Origin of the sequence: Rhizobium sp. NZLR10 (assembly GCF_019685125.1) — a bacterium.
Taxonomy (GTDB): domain Bacteria; phylum Pseudomonadota; class Alphaproteobacteria; order Rhizobiales; family Rhizobiaceae; genus Rhizobium.
In genome coordinates this window covers 1-23,606 of the sequence record NZ_JABDWE010000021.1, presented here as the reverse complement: position 1 = coordinate 23,606, position 23,606 = coordinate 1, and the positions used below count along the sequence as shown (strand labels likewise).

The 23,606-nt window shown below is 61.7% G+C and carries 18 protein-coding genes and 1 riboswitch; of the genes, 10 read left to right on the top strand and 8 right to left on the bottom strand.

Annotation, left to right across the window (positions count from 1 at the left end):
* Positions 1-66: 66 nt before the first annotated feature.
* Complete coding sequence (locus HJB82_RS26305) at positions 67-816, top strand: histidine phosphatase family protein (protein ID WP_221141995.1); 750 nt, start codon at positions 67-69, stop codon at positions 814-816.
* A 93-nt stretch (positions 817-909) separates the two neighbouring features.
* Here HJB82_RS26305 and HJB82_RS26300 read toward each other — a convergent pair whose 3' ends face one another.
* Together HJB82_RS26300 and HJB82_RS26295 are read right to left on the bottom strand one after the other, a co-directional pair.
* Positions 910-4,062 carry an efflux RND transporter permease subunit gene (locus HJB82_RS26300; protein ID WP_221141931.1) on the bottom strand — a complete coding sequence of 1,051 codons (3,153 nt, stop codon included), beginning with the start codon at positions 4,060-4,062 and terminating at the stop codon, positions 910-912.
* Positions 4,063-4,067: 5 nt separating this feature from the next.
* Positions 4,068-5,240, bottom strand: coding sequence for an efflux RND transporter periplasmic adaptor subunit (locus tag HJB82_RS26295; protein WP_221117073.1), 1,173 nt, complete (start codon positions 5,238-5,240; stop codon positions 4,068-4,070).
* Positions 5,241-5,480: 240 nt separating this feature from the next.
* On the opposite strand from HJB82_RS26295, the gene HJB82_RS26290 reads away from it, so the two are divergent.
* A complete protein-coding gene (locus tag HJB82_RS26290) occupies positions 5,481-6,041 on the top strand; it encodes a TetR/AcrR family transcriptional regulator (protein WP_221141929.1) in 561 nt (186 codons plus the stop codon).
* A gap of 55 nt (positions 6,042-6,096) precedes the next feature.
* On the opposite strand, the gene HJB82_RS26285 is transcribed toward HJB82_RS26290, so the two are convergent.
* Positions 6,097-7,536 (bottom strand): FAD-binding oxidoreductase, encoded by a 1,440-nt coding sequence (locus HJB82_RS26285; RefSeq protein ID WP_221141927.1) that lies wholly within the window; start codon positions 7,534-7,536, stop codon positions 6,097-6,099.
* A 296-nt stretch (positions 7,537-7,832) separates the two neighbouring features.
* Between HJB82_RS26285 and HJB82_RS26280 the strand changes: the two genes are divergently transcribed.
* On the top strand, positions 7,833-8,459 hold the full coding sequence (locus tag HJB82_RS26280; RefSeq protein WP_207580679.1) for a LysE family translocator: 627 nt from the start codon (positions 7,833-7,835) through the stop codon (positions 8,457-8,459).
* Positions 8,460-8,479: 20 nt separating this feature from the next.
* On the opposite strand, the gene HJB82_RS26275 is transcribed toward HJB82_RS26280, so the two are convergent.
* The gene (locus HJB82_RS26275) at positions 8,480-8,920 is read right to left on the bottom strand and encodes a GNAT family N-acetyltransferase (protein ID WP_221141994.1); all 441 of its coding nucleotides are present in this window, start codon (positions 8,918-8,920) and stop codon (positions 8,480-8,482) included.
* A 162-nt stretch (positions 8,921-9,082) separates the two neighbouring features.
* On the opposite strand from HJB82_RS26275, the gene HJB82_RS26270 reads away from it, so the two are divergent.
* Positions 9,083-11,395 (top strand): NADP-dependent malic enzyme, encoded by a 2,313-nt coding sequence (locus tag HJB82_RS26270; RefSeq protein ID WP_221133166.1) that lies wholly within the window; start codon positions 9,083-9,085, stop codon positions 11,393-11,395.
* 52 nt (positions 11,396-11,447) lie between these two features.
* Here the strand turns inward: HJB82_RS26270 and HJB82_RS26265 are convergent, their stop codons facing one another.
* Complete coding sequence (locus tag HJB82_RS26265) at positions 11,448-11,981, bottom strand: ribonuclease H (protein WP_207580681.1); 534 nt, start codon at positions 11,979-11,981, stop codon at positions 11,448-11,450.
* Positions 11,982-12,133: 152 nt separating this feature from the next.
* Here HJB82_RS26265 and HJB82_RS26260 point away from each other — a divergent pair, with 152 nt between their 5' ends.
* A complete protein-coding gene (locus HJB82_RS26260) occupies positions 12,134-13,231 on the top strand; it encodes a DUF2865 domain-containing protein (RefSeq protein ID WP_221133165.1) in 1,098 nt (365 codons plus the stop codon).
* Positions 13,232-13,235: 4 nt separating this feature from the next.
* On the opposite strand, the gene bluB is transcribed toward HJB82_RS26260, so the two are convergent.
* Positions 13,236-13,925 (bottom strand): 5,6-dimethylbenzimidazole synthase, encoded by a 690-nt coding sequence (bluB, locus tag HJB82_RS26255; RefSeq protein WP_221117068.1) that lies wholly within the window; start codon positions 13,923-13,925, stop codon positions 13,236-13,238.
* A 41-nt stretch (positions 13,926-13,966) separates the two neighbouring features.
* Positions 13,967-14,152: riboswitch (cobalamin riboswitch) on the bottom strand.
* Between the two features lie 356 nt (positions 14,153-14,508).
* Here bluB and HJB82_RS26250 point away from each other — a divergent pair.
* The 4 genes from HJB82_RS26250 (at position 14,509) to HJB82_RS26235 (ending at position 20,103) form a co-directional block, all read left to right on the top strand.
* Positions 14,509-15,924, top strand: coding sequence for an MFS transporter (locus tag HJB82_RS26250; RefSeq protein ID WP_409201836.1), 1,416 nt, complete (start codon positions 14,509-14,511; stop codon positions 15,922-15,924).
* A 223-nt stretch (positions 15,925-16,147) separates the two neighbouring features.
* Positions 16,148-18,055, top strand: a complete 1,908-nt coding sequence (locus HJB82_RS26245) for a HAMP domain-containing methyl-accepting chemotaxis protein (protein WP_221141922.1) — start codon at positions 16,148-16,150, stop codon at positions 18,053-18,055.
* 61 nt (positions 18,056-18,116) lie between these two features.
* Positions 18,117-18,698, top strand: coding sequence for a hypothetical protein (locus HJB82_RS26240; RefSeq protein WP_207580687.1), 582 nt, complete (start codon positions 18,117-18,119; stop codon positions 18,696-18,698).
* 343 nt (positions 18,699-19,041) lie between these two features.
* Complete coding sequence (locus HJB82_RS26235) at positions 19,042-20,103, top strand: 3-deoxy-7-phosphoheptulonate synthase (RefSeq protein WP_207580688.1); 1,062 nt, start codon at positions 19,042-19,044, stop codon at positions 20,101-20,103.
* Here the strand turns inward: HJB82_RS26235 and HJB82_RS26230 are convergent.
* Both HJB82_RS26230 and HJB82_RS26225 read right to left on the bottom strand, forming a co-directional pair.
* A complete protein-coding gene (locus HJB82_RS26230; RefSeq protein WP_221117121.1) occupies positions 20,100-20,927 on the bottom strand; it encodes a hypothetical protein in 828 nt (275 codons plus the stop codon). The genes HJB82_RS26235 and HJB82_RS26230 overlap by 4 nt on opposite strands.
* 50 nt (positions 20,928-20,977) lie before the next feature.
* A complete protein-coding gene (locus HJB82_RS26225) occupies positions 20,978-22,657 on the bottom strand; it encodes an NAD+ synthase (protein ID WP_207580690.1) in 1,680 nt (559 codons plus the stop codon).
* 190 nt (positions 22,658-22,847) lie between these two features.
* Between HJB82_RS26225 and HJB82_RS26220 the strand changes: the two genes are divergently transcribed.
* The gene (locus HJB82_RS26220; protein WP_207580691.1) at positions 22,848-23,378 is read left to right on the top strand and encodes a DUF1003 domain-containing protein; all 531 of its coding nucleotides are present in this window, start codon (positions 22,848-22,850) and stop codon (positions 23,376-23,378) included.
* Positions 23,379-23,606 lie beyond the last annotated feature (228 nt).

Genomic DNA, 23,606 nt, shown 5'->3' with positions numbered 1-23,606 from the left:
ATTGCCCTCTCCATCGAGCGCGTTCATGATGAAGGCGATTCCAGATCCGACATTGCGGGATGGCTGATGCGTCTCTTTCTCGTTCGCCACGGCGAATCTCTCGGCAACCTCAACGAACAGGCCTATCGGCAATTCGGCGATCACAATGTGCCGCTGACTGAGTGGGGTCACCGCCAAGCGGTGGAAGCCGGCGGCGCGATCGCCTCCTATTTGAAGACACTGCCGGGCGCGGATTTCGGCAAGCTGCAGATCTGGTACTCGCCATTCCTCAGAACACGGCAAAGCAAGGATGCCTTGCTTACAGCCCTGCCGGAAAGCTATGTCGGCGAAATCCGGGAGGATTACCTGCTGCGCGAGCAGGATTTCGGTCTGTTCACCGAAATCTATGACCATGCCGAACAGAAGCAGAAATTTCCCGAGGAATTCGAAAAATGGGCGAGACTGCGCAGCAACAGCGGCAAGTTCTACGCGCGGCCGCCAGATGGCGAGAGCCGGGCGGATGTGGCCCAGCGTGTCCGCCTTTTCCTTCAGACCGTCATGCGCGACGCTGAAAATAGCAGCCACAACGTCGTGATCGTCGGCCATGGCGTCACCAACCGGGCGGTCGAAATGAATTTTCTGCACCGCCCCGTCGAATGGTTCGAGCGTTCCGACAATCCTGGAAATGCCGATATCACGTTGATCGAGGGGACGCGCTCGCAAGGATACGTGTCGACCCTGCTGCACCAGGCGGCCGACCGGCAGCCGGGACAGGAAAGTGAACTGCGCGATGCCTATGGCGCCGACGTGACGATCACGCCGAAGCCCGGTGGATAGGTTTCTGGCGGATTACACAAGGCAACCCGCCAACTCCTCACCTCAGGTTATTCGTCGCCTCGGGTGAACCTTCACCTCGGGTGACTGGTCACCCTATGTCGGCGACGTCACCGTTGCCGGTTCCTGCCCGGCCGGTGCCTCCTCGTTCACAGTCTCCGGCCGCTTCGTCCTCAAGAGACGCAGCACGAAGACGAAGAAGACGGGAACGAAGAAGATCGCCAGCACCGTCGCCGAGACCATGCCTCCCAGCACGCCGGTGCCGATCGCATTCTGGCTGGCCGCACTTGGGCCGGTGGCGATTGCCAGCGGCACCACGCCCAATGTAAAGGCGAGCGAGGTCATGATGATCGGCCGGAAGCGCAGCCGAGCGCCTTCGATCGCGGCATCCATCAGCGATTTTCCCTCGGCAAAGCCGTCCTTGGCGAATTCGACGATCAGGATGGCGTTCTTCGCCGACAGACCGATGATCGCGATCAGGCCGACCTTGAAGTAGATGTCGTTGGACATGTCGCGGCTCATTACCGCGAGCACGCAGCCGATGACCCCAAGCGGCACGACCAGCATCACCGACAACGGGATCGACCAGCTCTCGTATAGCCCCGATAGCAGCAGGAAGACGAAAAGGATGCTGAGACCGAACAGGAAGGGCGCCTGCGATCCCGATTTGAGCTCCTCCAGCGACTGGCCGGTCCATTCGAAGCCGAAGCCGTCGGGAAGCTCGGAGGCCAGCCGTTCCATTTCGGTAATCGCCGCGCCCGATGAATATCCCGGCGCCGGAGCGCCCGAAATGCGAACAGAGGGATAGCCGTTGTAACCGACGATCTGCGCCGGCCCCTTCTGCCACTCGGCGACCGCGAAGGATGAGAGCGGCACCATGCCGCCGCTCGCATTGCGGACGTTGAGTTTCATCAGGTCTTCGGCCTGAAGCCTGCTCTTGTCCTGTGCCTGCACGATGACGCGCTGCATGCGGCCGGAATTCGGGAAGTCGTTGACGTAGCTCGAACCGAGATTGGCGGTGATCGTGCTGTTGATGTCGGCGAAGGCGACGCCGAAGGTATTGGCCTTTTCGCGATCGATGACGAGCACCAGCTGAGCCGAATCAGGCATGCCCTCCGGCCGGATACCGGCGATGATGGGGTTCTCAGATGCCTTGCCGAGCAGCATTCCTGCCGCCTCGGTCAGTGCCGCCTGGCCCTTTGCCCCGCGATCCTGAAGGCGGAAGGTGAAGCCGTTGGTCGTGCCGAAGCCTTCGATCGGCGGCGGCGACAATGCGAAGGAAGTCGCATCCTTCAACGCAAACAGCTGCATATTGACGCGGTTGGAGATCTCCTGCACCGAATTGCCCGCGCCACGCTCGGCCCAGTCCTTCAGGGTAACGAACACCAGGGCGGCATTCGGCCCCTGCCCCGAAAAGCTGAAGCCCTGGATCGCCACGACGTTGGCAACCGCCGGCTCCTTCTTGAAGATCGCCTCGATGCTTTCGAGCGAGGCGACCGTGCGGTTACGGCTCGCCTCGGGCGGCCCCTGCACGTCGACGATCAGGAAGCCCTGGTCCTCGTCCGGCACGAAACTGCTCGGCAGGTTGACGAAGAGATAGCCGAGACCGACGACGACCGCGACATAGACCGCCATGACCCGCCAGGAGCGCTTGGCCAGTCCCTCGACGGCGCGGGCGTACCTGCCGGTCAGCCGTTCGAACTTTCGGTTGAACCAGCCGGCGATGCCCTTCTTCTCGTGATGGCCCTTGATCGGCTTCAGGAAAGTCGCGCAGAGCGCCGGCGTCAGCGACAGCGCCAGGAAGGCCGAAAACAGGATCGAGACGACCATGGTCAGGCTGAACTGGCGGTAAATGATGCCTGTCGAACCCGGGAAGAACGCCATCGGCACGAAGACGCAGGAGAGCACCAGCGTGATGCCGAGGATTGCGCCGGTGATCTGCCGCATCGCCTTTTTGGTCGCCTCCTTCGGCGACAGGCCTTCCACCGCCATCAGACGCTCGACGTTCTCGACCACGACGATGGCGTCATCGACGAGGATGCCGATGGCAAGCACCATCGCAAACATCGTCAACACGTTGATCGAGAAGCCGGCGGCAAACATCACCGCCAGCGTCCCGAGCAGCGCGACCGGCACGACGAGCGTCGGAATGATGGTGTAGCGGAAGCTTTGCAGGAAGACGAGCATGACGATAAAGACGAGGGCGACGGCTTCTGCGAGCGTATGCGCCACCTTCTCGATCGATGCCGAGACGAACGGGCTGGTGTCGTAGGGAACGGAATATTCGACGCCCGCCGGGAAGAAACGCGACAGCTCCTCCATCTTCGCCTTGACCAGATTGGACGTGTTGACGGCGTTGCCCGTCGACGACAGCTGGATGGCGATGGCAGCGCTCGGTTGCCCGTTCAGCCGGGTGGAGAAGCTGTAGCTCTCGCTGCCCTCTTCGATCCGCGCGACGTCGCGCAGCCGGACGTTCGACCCGTCGGCATTGGCGCGCAGCACGATGTTCCCGAATTCCTTGCTGTCGGTCAGCTGACCCTTCACCAGTACCGTCGCCGTCAGGTCTTGCGAGATCGGATTGGGTGCGGCGCCGATCTGGCCCGCCGCAACTTGGGCATTCTGCGCCGAGATCGCCCCGCTGATGTCGGAGGCGGTGAGGTTCAAGCCGACCATCTTGTCGGGATCGATCCAGATGCGCATCGCCCGCTGCGAGGCAAACAGCTGCGCCCGGCCGACGCCGTCGAGACGGCGTAGCTCGCCGATGACGTTCCGGTTGAGATAGTCGCCGAGCGCCACCTCATCGGTCTTGCCGTCGGTCGAGGTCAGCGAGATGAACATCAGGAAGCCGGACGACGCCTCCTCGACTGTGACGCCCTGATCCTTGACGGATTGCGGCAGCCGCGGCTCGACGCGGCGGATGGCATTCTGAACGTCGACGGAGGCCTGGTCGATATCGGTGCCCGCCGCAAACGTCGCGGTGATCGTCATCGCGCCCGAGGTGTCGGAGGTCGATTCGAAATAGGCAAGGTGCTCGACCCCGTTCAGCTCTTCCTCGATCTGCCGGGTGACGCCCTGATAGATGTCCTGCGGCGATGCGCCGGGATAGCTGGTAGTAATGCTGAGCTGCGGCGGCGCGACCTTCGGATATTGTGCGACCGGGAGGAACGGCAGCGCGATCAGGCCGGCGATGGAGATGAAGATCGCAAAGACCCATGCCAGGATCGGGCGATCGATAAAGAAACGTGCCATTGATCTTACTCCGGCTTCTTGGCGTCGCCGGACGCGACTTCGCCATCCCGCCACGCTTCCGGCGCGACCTTGGCGCCCGGCTGCAGTTTCTGCACGCCGTCGACGACCAGGCGTTCGCCAGCAGACAGGCCGCTTTCGACCACCCATTCATTGCCGGAGGATTGACCGAGCTCGACGTCGCGCGGCTGCGCCACGTCTCCGTCCTCTACGACATAGACCTGCGCCTTGCCATCGGCCGCACGGATGACGGCGCGTTGCGGGATGAGGATCGCCTTCTCGCGGACGGCCTGCTCGATGCGGACCCTGACGTAAAGACCCGGCAGCAGATCGCCGTTGGGATTGGGGAATTCGCCGCGCAGGGTAACCTGGCCCGTCGTCGCATCGACGCTGGCGCTGCGGAACAGCAGTTTTCCGGCCTGGGCGTAGACCGTGCCGTCGTCGAAGACGAGTTTGATGTCGGCTTTGCCTTGTTCCGTCGAGGCGAGGTTGCCATTCTCGACCGCCCGCTTCAGCGCCAGCAAGTCGCCGGAGGATTGCGTGAAGTCGGCATAGACGGGGTCGATCTGCTGGATCATCGCCAGCGCATCGCCGGCATCTGCCGTCACCAACGCGCCTTCGGTCACCAGTGCGGCGCCGATGATGCCTGAGATCGGTGCCCGGATTTCGGTATAGCCGAGATTGATCTTCGCTTCGTCGAGTGCTGCCTGCGCCAGCGCGACATCGGCGTCGGCCTGGGCAAGGGCGACAGCCGCCGCATCATATTCGACCCCGCTTGCGACATCGCGGTCGCGCAGCGACTTCTGCCGATCCAGCTGCTGCCGGGCATTCAGCTGCGTCGCCCTGGCGCGCTCGAGGCTGGCTTCGGCGCTGGCGACGCGGACCCGGAACAGGGCCGGATCGATCCGATAGAGCACGTCGCCCTGATGAACGAGACTGCCCTGCTCGAACACCCGTTCCTGCAGGATGCCGGAAACCCGGGCCCTCACCTCCGAAACACGCGTCGCGGCGATGCGGCCGGGCAATTCGCTGACAACGGGAACCGGACGCGCGTTCAGCGTCAGCACGCTGACGGCGGCCGGCGGCATGGCGCCGCCTTCCTGTGCGTGAACCGGCAATCCCACGCCGAGGAACAGCGCCAGCGTTAGTGCGTAACGCACTGTTTTCGTATGAAAATGCATAATCCACTAGCCTTCCTGATGGTCCCGCTGAGGTCCAAAAAAGCACAGCCCGCCGAAATGACGTTCGGCGGGCCTCCTGTGCCGACAGATAGCCAATCTTATTTCGGATTGCAAGATACCTACCGGTTGGTATGATAGCGACATCACTTCTTTTGGTATGATAGCTCCGCGATCCCGGGAGTGATACTGATCCCCTCCGGTCTTCTCGTCACGAAACGCATCTCGAACCCAGGTCATGCATTGATAGATAGTCCCCGCAACAGAAAGAAACAACCGGAAGTCGTGCGGCAGGCTCTTCTCGATTGTGCCACCAAGCTGGCACTGGAGAAGGGTCTGGCCGCCGTCAGCCTGCAGGCAGTCGCAAGTGCTGCCGGTGTGACAAAAGGAGGTCTGTTTCACCACTTCCCCAATAAGCAGGCTCTTATTGAGGCCGTGTTCGACGGTATGATGGAAAACCTCGACCGCGAAATCGACCAGGAACTGGAAAAGGACAAGGGCGGCCACGGCACATTCAGCCGCGCCTATGTCCGTACTCTTTTTTCCGATCGCGCTCTCAACAACAGCCCATGGTCGGCGCAGACGATGACCGTGCTGGCCGACCCCTACTCCAAAAGCCTCTGGCACAAATGGATCAATGACCGGCTGGTCAGGCACGCCGAAACCGACGCGGGAATGCGGCTCGAAATCATTCGCCTGGCGGCGGATGGCGCATGGCTCGCCCATGTCCTAAGGCCAGACGACCGCGCCGGCTCGGACGACACGGCTCTGCTGAAGGAATTGATCGAACTCACCGAGGGGTGACAGCCGATCGGCATCCCGCGCCCGAGCGCTGTCACTTGAGCGCGGGATGATCCGGCTAAGCAGCCCGCATGGCCACCGTCGGTTTGACGTTCTGGTTCATGCGGAACAGATTGTTCGGATCGTAGCGCCGCTTGATTTCGGCAAGCCGGCCGTAATTGGCGCCATAGGCGCTTTCCACCCGATCGGCCTCGTCCTCAGGCATGAAGTTGATATAGGCGGTTCCCACAGCATGCGGCTTGGTTGCCTCGAAAAGCTCACGCGCCCAGCCGGTGCAGCTTGCATCCATCCCGCTTTCCCGCCAGCGTGCATGCACGTTCATGACGAAATGCGAGCTGCGCTGCGGAAATGCGGTGGCCTCAGTCGGAATGCGGCCGGCCGCACCGCCGACATGGCCGATGAAGATTTCGCATTCTGGTCCCGGCAGCTTGCGCACGGCGTTGAGCAACACCTCGATCGCTGCGTCGGAGAGCGAGGCGAAATCCTGGCTCTTCCAGTAATTGCGCGCACCTGGCGTCAGCAGCGGGTCGAATGCCTGCTGCCAGCCGGTAAACGGTACCGGGCCGACGACGTCGGCAATCGGTTTTCCGATCGCCCGCAATCTTTCCGTCGCTTTTTCCCCGGCCGCGATGTCTCCGCAATAGCACATCGCAAGCACCACGACCTCTTTGCCATGCCATTCGGCCGGAAGGAACGGCAGCGGCGGCGCCTGGCGCATCACCGCCCAGCAGGTCAGTTCATCGGGTGCGGCTTCCAGCGCCTGCCGATATTCCCTCAGCACCTTTTCCGCGTCAGCGAACGGATGCACCACCAGCCCGGCGAGGACCTCTGTCTTGAGCGGGTTGAGCTGGAATTCGAAGGAGGTAACGACGCCGAAATTGCCGCCACCGCCGCGCAACGCCCAGAACAGGTCCGGTCTTTCCGTCTCGCTCGCCTTGACCAGCTCGCCATCGGCCGTCACCACATCCACCGAAATCAGATTGTCGATCGTCAGCCCGAATTTGCGGGTCAGCCAGCCGAAACCGCCGCCGAGCGTCAGGCCGGCTATGCCGGTGGTCGAATTGATGCCGGTCGGCAGCACCAGCCCGAAGGCGAGCGTTTCCTGGTCGACGTCGGCAAGCGTTGCCCCCGGCTCGATCCTGGCGCGGCGCGTCTCCGGGTCGACCCGCACCGATTTCATCGCCGACAGGTCGATGACGACGCCGCCCTCGCAGACGGCGTTGCCGGCAATACCGTGGCCGCCGCCGCGCACCGAAACGAGCAGATTATTGTCGCGCGCAAACCGCACCGCGCGCACGACATCGGCAGCGCCGGCGCAACGCGCGATAAGCCCGGGCCGCCGGTCGATCATCGCATTCCAGATCGCCCGCGCCTCATTGTAATCCAAGTCTTTACTGGTCAGGAGATTGCCGCGAAATCCGGCGGCAAACGCATTGATGGCCACGTCATTGACCATCGTCTGCCCCTTTTGCAGGGTCGTCAGGTTCAAATTGTCCATGGTTTCCTCCATGCGACCGGCGCCCCGCACCGTCGCGGCCGGGATTTTGCGCCCGTTGCCTTCGGCAAACAAGTTTCGAAAAGGATTAGCTAACATAGACGTGGTAGAACGAAGCGTATCTCGTTGAGATTACTTTTAAAATTTGTACCGGCGCCGACGGACGGCGATCCTTGCGTGGTAGCCCGTTGCGATCGCCGCGCAAGTTCCTACTTTGCAACCTCGTAAATGGCGGGATGCAAATTCGTTGCTTTGATTTGCCATTGCGATAGACAGGATCGCCAACCTGGAGAAGATCGATGGTCAGTTTCGGTGTTTTGACAACCTATGTCCTGGTGGTGCTGGGTCTGATGATCATTCCGGGGCCGGCCACACTCCTCACCCTGGCCAGAGCCATCAGCGGCGGCAAACGCGCCGGAATGGCAACGGGCCTCGGCATTGCTGCGGGTGATCTTGTCCATACGACGATGGCAACCTTCGGCCTGTCGGCATTGCTTGCCACGTCAGCCCTGGCGTTTGAAATCGTCAAATATGCCGGCGTCGCTTACCTGATTTATCTCGGATTCCGGGCCTTCTTCGAGAAGGCGCAAAGCCTCGACATGCCCAAGGCACAAGCGATCAGCCCCATGCGCGCCTTTCGTCAGGGACTCTTTACCGAGATCCTGAATCCCAAGACGGCTTTGTTCTTCTTGGCTTTCCTGCCGCAGTTCATCCATCCGGAAAGCGGGTCCGCCATCGCACAATTCGCCCTGCTCGGAATCATTTTCGTCGGGCTCAGCATCTGCGTAACGTCGCTTCTGGCGATCGCGGCCGGTTCTATCGGCGGCTGGCTGCAGAGCAACCGCCGGGTTGGGCGGTGGCAGGGAAAGGTCGTCGGCACGGTTTACATGGCCTTGGGTGCCAGGCTCGCCCTTCAGCAGCAGTAACCTGCTGCTTCGCGCAAATATCAGCGCACGCTGGAAAATAGCTTTCTCAGGAAGAAACGGCGCGGCGTTTGGGCGTCGCCTTCAAGTTCGCCGAACTGCTCGAAGCCCAGTTTGAGATAGAAGGGTTTCGCTTGAAAATCGAAGGTGTCGAGAAAGATACCCAAACAAGCGCGCTCGCGGGCTATGCGCTCTGCCTGCTCCATCAGCTTGGTACCAAAACCTTCGCCTCTGCGCGCAGCTGGAACAACCAGGTATTTGATAAAAAGCCAATTGTACTCCTCCACGGCATAGAGACCCCCGATGATGTCGAAAGTGTCGGGATCTCTCAGGACTATCCCGAGATCGGGCTGCTCGATCAGGTGAGTCGTGTGCGGAGCGTTGAGGTCCAATAGCAATTTGAGCACTTCGTTCCGCTCTTCGGCGGTTGGCTCATTCGGGAGGATTTCGAGGATGGGCAGCATCACCAAAGGATGAGGCAGCGATCGCGCAGTGTCCAGCTGTCAATTGGAGATGCCCCTCCGCCCGCCCGTCTCACGAAAACTTCTCCCATCCCTATTTCCATACTGTCGCCGCTAACCGATTGATGTATGCAGGGAGCACAAAAGACGTGCACGGAGGCGGCAATGGATCACCAGGAAAAATCCAAGACGGAAAAGAACCTGACAGGCGGCGATCTCGACGAGCAGGCGCTGTTCTTCCACCGCTATCCCCGCCCCGGCAAACTGGAGATCCAGGCAACCAAGCCGCTCGGCAACCAGCGCGACCTGGCACTTGCCTATTCGCCCGGCGTCGCAGCCCCCTGCCTTGCCATCCGCGACAATCCCGAAATGGCGGCCGAATATACCTCGCGCGCCAATCTCGTCGCCGTCATTTCCAACGGCACGGCAGTGCTTGGCCTCGGCAATATCGGCCCGCTGGCCTCGAAGCCGGTGATGGAGGGCAAGGCCGTGCTCTTCAAGAAATTCGCCGGCATCGATGTCTTCGATATCGAAATCGACGCCGCAGGCGTCGAGCAGATGGTCTCGACTATCGCCTCGCTGGAGCCGACCTTCGGCGGCATCAATCTCGAAGACATCAAGGCGCCGGAATGTTTCGAGGTCGAGCGGCGCCTGCGCGAAAAGATGAAGATCCCGGTCTTCCACGACGATCAGCACGGCACGGCAATCATCGTCGCCGCCGCGATCCTCAACGGGCTGGAACTCGCCGGCAAGGCGATCGAAAACGTCAAGATCGTCGCCTCCGGCGCCGGTGCAGCCGCCCTTGCCTGCCTGAACCTGCTGGTGATCCTCGGCGCCAAGCGCGAAAACATCTGGGTCCACGATCTCGAAGGCCTCGTCTATGAGGGCCGCATCGAGCTGATGGACGAATGGAAATCCGTCTACGCCCAGAGGAGCGAGACGCGTACGCTCGCCGAAAATATCGGCGGCGCCGACGTCTTCCTCGGTCTGTCGGCCGCCGGCGTACTGAAGCCCGAGCTGCTGGCGCAGATGGCCGATAAGCCGCTGATCATGGCGCTCGCCAATCCGACGCCGGAAATCATGCCGGATCTTGCCCGTGCCGCCCGCCCCGATGCGATGATCTGCACCGGCCGCTCGGATTTCGCCAACCAGGTCAACAACGTCCTCTGCTTCCCCTATATCTTCCGCGGCGCGCTCGATTGCGGCGCCGAGACGATCAACGAGGAAATGAAGATGGCGGCCGTGCGTGCCATCGCCGCCCTTGCCCGCGAAGAGCCGTCGGATGTCGCTGCCCGCGCCTATTCCGGCGAAACGCCCGTCTTCGGCCCCGACTACCTGATCCCCTCGCCCTTCGATCCGCGCCTCATCCTGCGCATCGCCCCTGCGGTTGCCAAGGCCGCCGAACAGAGCGGCGTGGCGCGCCGCCCGATCCAGGATTTCGACGCCTATCTCGATCAGCTGAACCGCTTCGTCTTCCGCTCCGGTTTCGTCATGAAGCCGATCTTCACCGCGGCCAAGGCAGCAGAACGCAAGCGTGTCATCTTCTCCGAAGGCGAAGACGAGCGCGTGTTGCGCGCCGCCCAGGTGCTGCTCGAGGAAGGCCTCGCCGAACCGATCCTGATCGGCCGCCCGCAGGTCATCGAGACCCGCCTGAAGCGCTACGGTCTGCGTATCCGCCCGCTGCAGGATTTCGAGGTCATCAATCCGGAAGACGATCCGCGCTTCCGCGAATATGTCGATCTCTATTTCTCGCTGGTCGGCCGCCGCGGCGTCATTCCCGAAGCCGCCCGCACCATCGTGCGCACCAACACCACCGTCATCGGCGCACTGGCGCTGAGGCGCGGCGAGGCCGATGCGCTGATCTGCGGTCTGGAAGGCCGCTACGAGAAGCACCTGCGCGACGTCCGCCAGATCATCGGCAAGCGCAAGGATGTTCGTGATTTCTCGGCCCTCAGCCTGATGATCTCACAGCGCGGCGCCACCTTCTTCACCGATACCTACGTCACCTTCAATCCGAACGCCGAAGAAATCGCCGAGGCAACGGTGCTGGCGGCCGAGGAAATCCGCCGTTTCGGCATCACGCCGCGCGCTGCCCTCGTTTCGCATTCCAACTTCGGCTCGCGCGAATCCGAAAGTGCCACAAAGATGCGCAACGCCCTGCAGCTTGTGCGCGAGGCCGCCCCAGATCTCGAGGTCGACGGCGAGATGCACGGCGAAAGCGCCATCACCGAAGCGCTGCGCAAGCGCGTCATGCCGGATACGACCCTGCACGATGAGGCAAACCTGCTGGTCTTCCCGAACCTCGACGCCGCCAACATCACGCTTGGCGTGGTGAAGTCGATGACCGATGGTCTGCATGTCGGCCCGATCCTCCTTGGCACCGCCCTGCCTGCCCACATCCTTGCCCCCTCGGTCACCTCCCGCGGCGTCGTCAACATGGCGGCGCTGGCCGTCGTCGAAGCATCGCAACCGGCTTAAGCCGGTTGCCGGCAAGCAAACGACAGGCGCTTGAGACCGGCCCGACGCCCTGTCAACCACCCTCTATCGACAGGCGTCCTCTGCCCGCGAGCGCATCCGCGCGTTCGTTGCCGATAATCCCTGAATGACCCTTGCACCAGGCAATGGTCACCAGGGCGTTCCGGGATAATTGAAGATCGATCGCTTTCCAGAGTTCCGCATTATCGATCGTTCGCCGTCGGCCATGTCCATTCGGGCTGCTTTTCTTCCAGCCATTGTTCTTCCAGATATGTCGCCGGCTGTTACAGCCTTTGACGGCATAGACGGAATCGGACCAGATGGTCGCAGCTTCGCCGGTTGTTTGGCTGTTGATCCACATGGCCGCCCTGAGAACGGCGGTCAATTCCATCGAATTATTGCTGGAATCTCCAACGCCACCTAAGTCCGCCGCGATTTCCACCGCATCGCGATAAGCGACAAACGACCAGCCTCCATGCCCGGAACCGGGCTCAAAACAACCGTCCGCGAAGACGTGAAGGCCGTGTTGGGTTTCCGCTACGCCTGATGTCGGTGCTGAGGGTCGGATCTCGTCGGGAATGCCTGTCATTTTAACCGAGTCCCAGGCGATTGCTGGATAAGATTACGAAAATACGGTGGGATTTTCTCTGAGCTTATTAAGAGAAATCCGTTAAGGGAAAACGCGCGGCCGTTGACGTCGCATTCGACCCACCGACCGTTTGCTCATTCCGGGACGACGCCGTGAAACGCCGAAACCTGTCTCTCGCCGTCCTCCTCGCTTTCTCAGCGCCCGCCGCCGCGCAGACTAGTGCCGTCTGTGAGGACCTGCGCGGCCGTCTCGCCGACCTGCCGCGATCGATCGGCAATGGCAACGGTCCGGAAGCCCGCCAATATTCCAGCGCCATGGCCGAGCAGAACCTCGAGCTGCGCAAGGTTCGCAACGACCTGCGCAGTTACGGCTGCACCTCGGGCAGCATGGTGGTGATCGGCGGCCAGAATGCCGATTATTGCGCCGAGCTCTCGGACTCCGAAGCCCGAATGATCGACAATATCGGTTACCTCCAGGATCGCCGCAACGAGCTGACCGGCCGGAACGGCGCCGATGACGGCGCCCGGCGGGAGCTGATGTCTGCGCTCGATAGCAATGGCTGCAACAGCGAGAATTTCTATGCGCCTGACGAGCGCAGCGCCAACGACCCTGCCCCGAGCGTCGAGGAACAGGCGATGCGCTCCGATACCTTCATACCGCTCGGCGGTGGTGAGGAGGCCGACCCGCGCTACGGCCTGCCGCGAGCCGAGATGCTGTCGCCGGTCAGCACCATGTGCGTGCGCAGCTGCGATGGCGGTTTCTTCCCGATCAGCTCGAACGCCACTTCGGTCGATTTCGGCCGCGATGCCCAGACCTGCGCCAAGATGTGCCCGGGGATCGAAACCCAACTGTTCTATCGCGAGGTGACGAGCACCGAAGCCTCGAACATGATCTCGGTCGCGACCGGCACACCCTACAGCGCCATGAAAAACGCTTTTGCCTACAAGAACCGCACGCCCGGCGAAAAGACCTCCTGCGCCTGCAATCTCACCGCCTATTATGACGAGATGCGCGGCAAGCAGGCGGTAAGCCAGCCGCCGCAACAAGGCTCGATCACCACCATCCACACCAATCCGCCGGTGAAGGATGGTACGGCTGCCGCGCCGCAGCCATCCGTGCCGGAGCGCCCGTACGACCCAACGCAGAACAAGGTCCGCCAGGTCGGCCCGCAGTTCCTTGCCGGTGACCAGGGCTCGATCGATCTCGCCAATCCTGCCGCACCTGGCCCCCAACCCCAGCAGCAGCAGTAATTGGCTACGGCTCGGTCCGCCCCCAGCCGTCGTGGAAGACGAGTTCCTCGAGCGGCAGCCGCTGCCGCCAACCTTTGACGGAGAGTTCCGGCTGATCATAGAGCCGATCGACAAAACCGGCGCAGAGCCAGGCGACCACCTCGATATGCTCGGGTATGCCGAGAATCGTTTTCAGGTCGCCTTCGTGAAAGATGCTGACCCAGCCGATACCGATCCCTTCGGCGCGCGCCGCAAGCCAGAGATTCTGGATGGCGCAGACGGTGGAATAGCTATCCATCCGCGGATTGTGCGTCCTCCCCAGCACCACGCTGCCGCTGCGCGTGGGATCGCAGGTCACGCAGATGCCGAGCGGCGCCTCTGCGATGCCTTCGAGCTTGAGGGAGCGGTAGGCCTGCTGCCGTTCGCCCTCAAACATCAATGCCGCCTCTTCGTTCGCCTTGGCAAAGGCATCGCGGACGCGCGCGCGCACCGTTGGACTTTTCACCAGAATGAAATTCCACGGCTGCATGAAGCCGACGGAGGGTGCGTGATGAGCGGCCGTCAGCAGCCGTTCCACGACGTCGTCCGGCAAGGGGTCAGGCAGGAACTGGCTGCGAACGTCGCGCCGCGTCAAGATCGCATGATAGACGGCCTCGCGTTCGGCCAAGGAAAAACCGGACGCCGCCGGAAGGGCATCCTCATCAAAGGGTCGCATCGTCAAATCCCCAACAACGCAACCGCCCGCCGTCCGCGCGGGTTGGGTCTATCTTGCCAGGCCGGTCTTCTGACTTGGCGTCATCCGTCTGCCGCAGCCTTCCCGGCAAAGCCAGTGGCATGATTAGCGGCAGACGTCAGCCTTACAGCGTTGGGCACGTTCCGGTCTTGCACCGGATTCCCGATTCTCCCGCCTGGCCGGCGGGCACCTGACGGCGCATCTATTTCAGGAAAGCAGCGCTACGGCAAGCCGGGAGTCCCCTTCTCCCCAGCGGGGAGAAGGTGGCCCGAAGGGTCGGATGAGGGGGCCGCACGGCACACCATTCATTGCCCTTCGCCCGCGCTCACCGCATTCGCGACTTCGCCGCTCACCCCCTTGTATCTGCACGTTAGAGATTTTGTGCGATGGAACCCTCTCCTAAACAGCAAGAAACGGACACCCATCTGATTTGATCACCCGCGTCGGTTTGAAGCGGCTCGGCAGGCCGCAGCGTCGATTGTTTCTATATCCTAGCCGCTGGCGAAGGCGTATGGCTGAACAATCCACACCAGCATCCCGGTTGCCCGTGCCCCGCTTCACCCCGATGATCCTTGCGGTCGCCCTGTTCATGGAACAGATGGATTCGACCGTCATAGCCACCAGCCTGCCGGCGATCGCGGCCGATATCGGCACCTCGCCGATTGCGCTGAAGCTCGCCGTCACCAGCTATCTCGTGGCGCTGGCGATCTTCATCCCGATCAGCGGCTGGATGTCGGATCGGTTCGGCGCGCGTAACATCTTCCGTTTGGCGATCTTCGTTTTCATGATCGGCTCGGTCGCCTGCGCCTTTTCAAACTCGATCGCGGCCTTCGTCGTCGCGCGGCTGATCCAGGGCGCCGGCGGCTCGATGATGACGCCGGTCAGCCGCCTGCTGCTGGTCAGGGGAACGCCGCGCCACGAACTCGTCGATGCCATGGCCTGGCTGACCATTCCCGCGCTGATCGGCCCGATGATGGGCCCGCCGATCGGCGGTTTCCTCACCACCTATCTCAGCTGGCACTGGATCTTCTGGATCAACGTGCCGATCGGCGTGCTCGGCATCATCCTCGTCACGCGTTTCCTGCCGGCGGTCGGGCGGCGCAGCCCGCGGCCGATGGATTTTCCGGGCTTCTTCCTCTGCGGCATCGGCTTTTCCGGCTTCGTCTTCGGCCTGTCGGTGATCAGCCTGCCGGCCGTGCCCGTGATCTACGGGTATGTCACGGTGGCTATTGGCATCCTTGCCGGCCTCCTCTATCTCCTCCATGCCCGCCGCGCGCCCTATCCGCTTCTCGATCCGAAGATGTTCCGCTACCCGATGTTCCGAGCAGCGATCCTCGGCGCCTCGAATTTCCGCATGGGGCTCGGCGCTCTGCCTTTCCTGATGCCGCTGATGCTGCAGCTCGGCTTCGGCCTGACGCCGCTGCAATCAGGCTCGGTCACTTTCGTCAGCGCGCTCGGCTCCATGGGCTCGAAATTCGCCGCTTCGCGCACCTTCAATGCCTTCGGCTTCCGCACCGTGATATCGATCACCACCTTGCTGGCGGCGATCTTCCTCGGCATCAACGGCCTCTTTACCGTCGAAACGCCGCTGTATTTGATCATGGCCTGTCTGCTGATCGGCGGCCTGTTCCGCTCGATGGCCTTCTCGGGCGTCAACGCCATGGCCTTCGGCGATGTCGATGACGCCGACAGCAGCCAGGCAACCGCAATCAACGCCGTTGCCCAGCGGATCTCCATGGCAATGGGTGTGGCGATTGCCGGAGGCATCCTCGAAATTTCGAGCAGCTTCCACGGCGGCAGGCTGCTGGTATCGGATTTCCACATCGCCTTTTTCAGCGTCTCGGCGATTTCGGCGCTGGCCTGCATCACCTTCCTGCGCCTGCCGCGCGATGCCGGCGCCGAACTGACGACGCGCCGCCGCAAACGCCGCCAGCCCGAGCCCGAGCCCGAGCCCGAAGAGGCAATCGCGGAAAACAGCTGAGCAAGCCAAATCCCCGGCGGGCGCAATGGCGGATACGTGTGCTCCGGCATCCCTTTCCACTTTATGATTTATTCACACATCAAAGACACACTGCGTTTGCGCGTTTTGGGTTGCTATCAGACATGGGCATGAGTGCTCGTGATGTGACCGTCAGCGGCGATGCCCGTGTTGATACGCCGGTCGGGAACATCGCCGACCGAGCCGCAATTCCAGGCCCCGCGGAATGTTCCAATTTTTGAAAACGATGCCTCTGACAGCCAAGCTGGCGGCGATTATCGTTGCCGTCAATCTTTGCGGCATTTCCGCCTTCGCCACCTACACCTGGATGTACGAAACCAAGGCGTTAATCGACGGCGCCAAGGCAAACTGGTCCAAGGATGCGGAGCAGTTTGCGTCGCTGGCCGCGGGCGGCGTGAAATGGGGCAAGGCCAACGCCGTGCGTGAGGCCTATTCGCTTTACCGCGACGATCCATCACTCGATCTTGTGCAGTTTGCCGCCTTCAACGCCGAACCTTCGGCCGTCGATACCTGGACACGCGACGGCATCAGCGGCTTGCCCGCACCGGCCGATCTGGCAAAGAGCCTGAGCGCGAAGCCTGAGAAAACCACGATCGACGACAGCGGAATATCTGCCGGCGTTGTGACGATCATCGCGCCGCTTCCGTTGGATAAATCGGGCAAGGCGACCGGTTATGTCGTTACGAACTGGTCTGTCGAAAAAATCGCTGCCGAAGTCAGGCAGAAGGTTCTGATTTCGCTGCTGACGCAGTTCATGATCACCGCCATGGCCGTTGTCGCTTTCCTTCTCGCTATGCGCAGCCTCGTCGGCCGGCCGATCCGGATCATCAGCGAACGGATCAGCGCCTTGCAGAAAGGCGATCTGGCCTCTCCCGTCACCTACAGGGAAAATGGCGATGAGATCGGGTTCCTGGCACGTGCCTTGGAAGTCTTCCGTAACGAGGCAATTGCCAAGGTCGAGAGAGAGCAAGCCGCTGCCGAGCAGAGCGCCTCGTTCGATGTCGAACGGGCACGCAACGCATCGTTGACGGAAGAGGCCAACAACGCTCAGCGGCTGGTCATGAACGCGCTCGCCAATGAATTGGAAAAGCTTGCCGCCGGTGACTTCTCGATACACTTGGCCGATCTCGGCCCCGAATTCGATAAACTGCGGCAGGATTTCAACCGCATGGTCGAAGCGGTCGCGGCAGCACTGACGGAGATCAAGACCGCTTCCGTTGCGGTTGAAGGTGGGTCAAGCGAAATAGCCTTCTCCGCCGATCAGCTCGCCAAGCGAACCGAGCAACAGGCCGCAGCCTTGGAACAGACCGCCGCCGCACTGGATGAGGTGACCACCACGGTCAGAGCATCGTCGCAACGGGCCGAAAATGCCGGGAAGCTTGTCGAGGAGACAAAGCGCAGCGCTCATGTCTCAGCGACCGTGGTTCGTGACGCGATCGGAGCGATGGACCGGATTCAGACCTCGTCGAGCCAGATCGGCCGGATCATCGGCGTCATCGATGAAATCGCCTTCCAGACGAACCTGCTGGCGCTGAATGCCGGCGTCGAGGCGGCGCGCGCCGGCGAAGCCGGCAAAGGGTTTGCGGTCGTGGCGCAGGAAGTGCGGGAACTCGCCCAACGGTCTGCCAATGCGGCAAAGGAAATCAAGAACCTCATCAATGTCTCCGGTCAGGAGGTTGCAGCAGGCGTCGGGCTGGTGAATGAAACCGGCGATGCCCTGTTGAAGATCGAGGAGCAGATCAACCGCATCAGCGACAGTATCGCTTCCATCGTTCAGTCCTATCGCGAACAGGCGACGGGTCTGCAGGAAATCAACGGCGCGATCAACCAGATGGATCAGGCGACACAGCAGAACGCGGCGATGGTCGAGGAAACCAACGCGGCCTGCCAGGAGCTGCTGACCCAGGGACGCCTTCTGCAGGACTCAGCCGGCAGGTTCACTGTTGGCACCTCTGCCGCCAGCCCGCCCAAAACCGCTCAGCCGAGCATTCGTCAATCTCGCCCCGAGCTCAGGGCCCCCGAGCTCAGGGCCCCCGAGCCCAGGGCCTTTGTGCAGCGGCACGCAGGAAATGCCGCCGTCGCCGCTGCTCCCGGTGCCTGGGAAGAGTTCTGACCTCACCTTCGTTCAATGCGCTTTTATTCCACAGCATCCCATAATCAGGAAGGGAACAGTTATGAAGAAAGTCGTCTCCGCATTTCTTTTGGCCTGCACCGCAATTGCAGCGTCGACCGGCGTATCCATGGCGCTGGATGCGAAGCTCGCCCCGATCTCCGACTACGTGACGAGTGACGTAAAGCCCTGGCTGAACGATCCGGTCGTCATCGAGGCTATCAAGGCGCAGAACGCCGCAAACGCCAGTTTGGGCCAGGGCGATATCGACGCCCTCGACAAGAAGTGGCGCGCCGAGGTCGATGGCTCAGACCATTCGATGATCGACGGCGTGCTCGGCAATGCGCTGTCAAAATTCCTTCAGGAGAAGAAGGCTGCTTCAAACGGCAAGATTGCCGAGGTCTTCGTCATGGATGCAAAGGGGCTGAATGTCGGTCAAAGCGATCCCACGTCGGATTACTGGCAGGGTGACGAGGGCAAGTTCCAGAAGTCCTTCGGAGCCGGCAAGGACGCTGTTTTCGTCGACGATATCGAAAAGGACGAATCGACCCAGGCACTGCAGTCGCAGGCAAGCGTCACGATTTCCGACGACAAGGGAACGCCGATCGGCGCCATCACCGTCGGCGTGAACGTTGACGCCCTATGATCTCGGGATCTGCATTTAATTTGTCACCGTAATCCAGACCCAACATCGCCCAGCAGCATGCGCTGTTGGGCGATTGTTTAAGCCTCCTGCAGCGGCAATTGTGCCACAGCTGAGCGCCCGGCTTTTGCGCCGCAAATTCTGCGTGACAATGCACGGCCGCGACGCTACATAAGCCTGATGTCGACCACGTCTATCTACGCCTCGCGATTTTATTGGTACCGCTGCTCCCAGCGGACGCGGGTCCATGCGTAACTGAAATCGACGCAACGACAACCCGAACAGCCGCTAGTCTACCTGGCGGCTTTTTTTGTTCCGCACGGTATGACCAAACAGGAGCCTTGCCGTGTCTGATACCATTGATGATCTGCGAATCCTCGAGATCACCCCACTGACCAAACCCGCCGATATCATCGCCGAAATCCACCGCAATGCCGCCGTCACGGCAACCGTGACCAGCAATCGTGATGCGATCCATAAGATTCTACATGGCGACGACGATCGCCTGATTGTCGTGATCGGCCCCTGCTCGATCCACGACCCCATTGCCGCCCGGGAATATGCCGCGCGGCTGGAGGAGCAGCGACGGCGCTTCACCGGCGATCTTGAGATCGTCATGCGCGTCTATTTCGAAAAACCCCGCACCACCGTCGGCTGGAAGGGCCTGATCAACGACCCGCATCTCGACGGCAGCTACCGCATCGAGGAAGGGCTGAGGATCGCCAGACGACTGTTGCTCGATATCAATGCGACAGGGCTTCCCGCCGGCGTCGAATTCCTCGACACGATCACGCCGCAATACATTGCCGACCTAGTCAGCTGGGGCGCGATCGGCGCGCGCACGACCGAAAGCCAGATCCACCGGCAGCTTGCCTCCGGCCTTTCCTGTCCGATCGGTTTCAAGAACGGCACCGACGGCGGCGCACGTGTGGCGCTCGACGCCATCCTTGCCGCTTCGCAGCCGCATCACTTCCCTGCCGTCACCAAGGACGGACAGGCTGGCATCGCCTCGACGACCGGCAATGAGGACTGCCACATCATTCTGCGCGGCGGCAAACAGCCGAACTACGAAGCGACCGATGTCGAAGCGGTCACGGCCGAGGCCGTCAAGCTCGGCCTGACCCCGCGCATCCTCATCGACGCCAGCCATGCCAATAGCGGCAAGGATCCGATGAACCAGCCGCGCGTCGTCAGATCCGTGGCCGCGCAGATCGCCGCCGGAAACCGCCACATCAAGGGCATGATGATCGAGAGCAACCTCGTCGCCGGCCGCCAGGATCTCGTTCCCGGCAAGCCGCTGGTCTACGGCCAGTCCATCACCGATGGCTGCATCGACTGGGATATGTCGGTGACGACGCTGGAAGACCTGGCGCAATCCGCCCGCGTCCGGCGCAAGGCCGCTGTTTAAGCTTCCGGAAAATAACGCACATAGGCGAACTCTTCGCCATCAGGAGACCAGCAGGGCACGTTGATCGTGCCCTGCCCGCCGAAGAGCTCGAACAGCGTCTTCAGATTGCCGCCATCCATGTCCATCAACCGCAGCCGCACGTCGAGATCCCGTGGGTGATCGAATACCGAGGGGTCGTAGGACAGGATCAACACCTTGTCATTCTTAGGCGACGGATGGGCGAACCAGTTGCCCTGATTGTCCGAGGTCACCTGCTCCAGCCCGGTGCCGTCGGGATGGATGCGCCAGATCTGCATCAGCCCGGTGCGGCTGGAGTTGAAGTAGATCCATTGCCCGTCGGCGGAATAATCCGGTCCGTCATTGCGGCCCTCGCCATGCGTCAGTCGCGTCTCGGCGCCGCCTTCGACCGAGATCGTATAGATGTCGAAGAGGTCGTCGCGGATGCCGCAATAGGCGAGTTCGCGGCCATCAGGCGACCAGCCGTGCCAGTAGGACGGCGCGTTCTGGGTGACGAGCCGCGGCGCGCCGCCCCCGATCGGCAGGACATAGATCGTCGACTTGCCGAATTCGGTCTTGTCGGAAATGACGATCTCAGTGCCGTCGGGCGAGATGCCGTGATCATTGTTGCAGTTGACGGCAAAGCCGGTATCGAGCTTGGTGACTTCACCGCGACCGAGCGGCAGCCGGTAGAGCCGCCCGTCGCCGTTCAGCAGCAGGTAGGAACCGTCAGGCGAGAAGTTCGGAGCCTCCACCAGTCTGTCCGTCTGCCAGACTTCGCGAGCCCTGCCCGTCCTGACATTATAGATCTCGACCGAGCTGCGCATGCTTCCTCCCCCGCATTTCTATAACAACTGCGCCAGCGATCTCGATCGCGCTAGCGATCCCGGAACCGGTTGGTGATGGGATACCGCCGGTCGCGTCCGAAATTCTTCTTGGTGATCTTCACGCCCGGCGCCGATTGCCGGCGCTTATATTCGGCGAGATAGAGCAGGTGCTCGATGCGATGGACGGTCGCCACGTCATGGCCGCGCGCGACGATCTCCTCGACCGCCATCTCCTTCTCCACCAGGCATTCGAGAATATCGTCGAGGGCGGGATAAGGCGGCAGCGAATCCTGGTCCTTCTGGTCGGGACGCAGTTCGGCCGAGGGCGCCTTGTCGATGATATTTTTCGGGATCACCTCGCCTGACGGCCCCAGCGCACCCGGCGGCACATTCTCGTTGCGCCAGCGGGCCAACGCATAGACCTGCATCTTGTAGAGGTCCTTGATCGGATTGAAGCCGCCGTTCATGTCGCCGTAGAGCGTGGCGTAACCGACCGACATTTCCGACTTGTTGCCCGTCGTCACCACCATTGAGCCGAACTTGTTGGAGATCGCCATCAGGATGACGCCGCGCGCCCGGCTCTGCAGGTTTTCCTCGGTGATACCACTGTTCGTTCCCGCGAAGAGATCAGACAGCGCGCTGCTGAAGCCCGTCACCGGTTGCTCGATCGGCACGATGTCGTAGCGGCAGCCGAGCGCCTTGGCGCAATCGGCCGCATCCTTCAAAGAATCTTCCGATGTGTAGCGGTAGGGCAGCATGACGGTGCGCACCCGCTCCTCGCCCAGCGCATCGACGGCGATTGCCGTGCAGATCGCCGAGTCGATGCCGCCGGAAAGGCCGAGCACCACCGTCTTGAAGCCGTTCTTGTTGACGTAGTCGCGAAAGCCGAGCAGGCAGGCGCGGTAGTCGGCTTCCTCGCCTTCGGGAATATGGGCCATCGGTCCTTCGGCGCAGTGCCAGCCAGACCCACCGCGCTTCCACGTCGTCACCGCCAGCGCCGTCTCGAACTGGCTCATCTGGAAGGCGAGCGATTTGTCGGCATTGAAAGCGAAGCTGGCGCCGTCGAAGACCAGTTCGTCCTGGCCGCCGAGTTGTGCGGCATAGACCAGCGGCAGACCGGTCTCGATCACCTGCTTCAGCACCACCTGATGGCGGATATCGACCTTGCCGCGATAATAGGGCGAGCCGTTCGGCGACAGTAGAATCTCGGCCCCGCTTTCGGCCAACGTCTCACAGACGCCAAGATCGCCCCAGATGTCTTCGCAGATCGGAATGCCGATGCGCACGCCGCGGAAATTCACCGGACCCGGCATGGAGCCCTGGTCGAAGACACGCTTCTCGTCGAATTCGCCATAGTTTGGCAGATCGATCTTGTCGCGCACCGCAATCACCTTGCCGCCGTCGAGCACGGCGACGGAATTATAGCGCCCCGTTTCGTCCTGCCGGGGAAAACCGATGACGACACCCGGCCCGCCATCGGCGGTATCGGCAGCCAGGCTCTCCACCGCTTTCCAGCAGGCGCGAATGAAGGCCGGCTTCAATACCAGATCTTCAGGCGGATAACCGGAAATGAAAAGTTCGGTCAGGACGAGCAGATGCGCGCCTTCCCGAGCCGCATCGGCGCGCGCTTCGCGTGCCTTGGCGAGATTGCCGGCGACATCGCCGACTGTCGGATTGAGCTGACCGATGGCGATGCGGAAGATATCAGAAAGAGCGTTTTCCTGTGTCATGTCATTTATTTAGCCTGCACCTTCCGGGACCGCAACATGTCCGCAGCAAAAGCCGCACCTTGCTGTGACGAAATTTTTGTGAACGGACGCGCCGCGACCTCGCGGCATAGACACGCATTGCAATTTGCCGGCGGACCGGAATACTGGCGCGCAAATCAACAGCGTCGATAACGGGCACCGGAAACAGGCCATGTCTAATCTTTCGAACTTCATGCACCATCATTTCGACAAGCCGGCCGACGAACTCGGCGATATCGAAAAACGCGTGCTGGCGAAGGCGCACGAGCGCAAGGTCATCTCGACCGATGTCAACGCCGCTCTTTCCGCCGAGGCCTCGTTCGGCGAGCGCATCGCCGACAGCATCGCCCGCATCGGCGGTTCCTGGTCGTTCATCATCGCCTTCTTCGTTTTCCTCCTCGCCTGGACGGTGATCAACACCATCATTCTGGTGAGCGGTGCCTTCGACCCCTATCCCTTCGTCTTCCTGAACCTGATCCTGTCGATGCTCGCCGCCATCCAGGCGCCGATCATCATGATGTCGCAGAACCGCCAGGCCGAGCGCGACCGCTTCGAGGCCGCCAAAGACTACGAAGTCAATCTCAAGGCCGAACTCGAAGTGCTCTCCCTGCACCAGAAGATCGATATGCGCGTGCTGACCGAATTGACGGCGTTGCGCGAGGACGTGGCGCGTCTCACCGCCGAGCTTTCCGCTAAGGGTTAATGCATGTCGCCCGGAAGTGCAGCGGTTCCGGGACAACGACATGCATAAAACAAAGGGCTAAAGTGCGTCGCATGCATCAAATGTGATGCGACGCGCTTTAGCAGGCTGCTGAAAAACCCACTGGCTTTTGGGCTGGACACATGATTCCATCTTGCAAGTGATTTCGAGGGAATTTGGATGCGCGGCGGGGATGATCGGACGGGGTCGCTGTTTTCGTATGTCGACCTT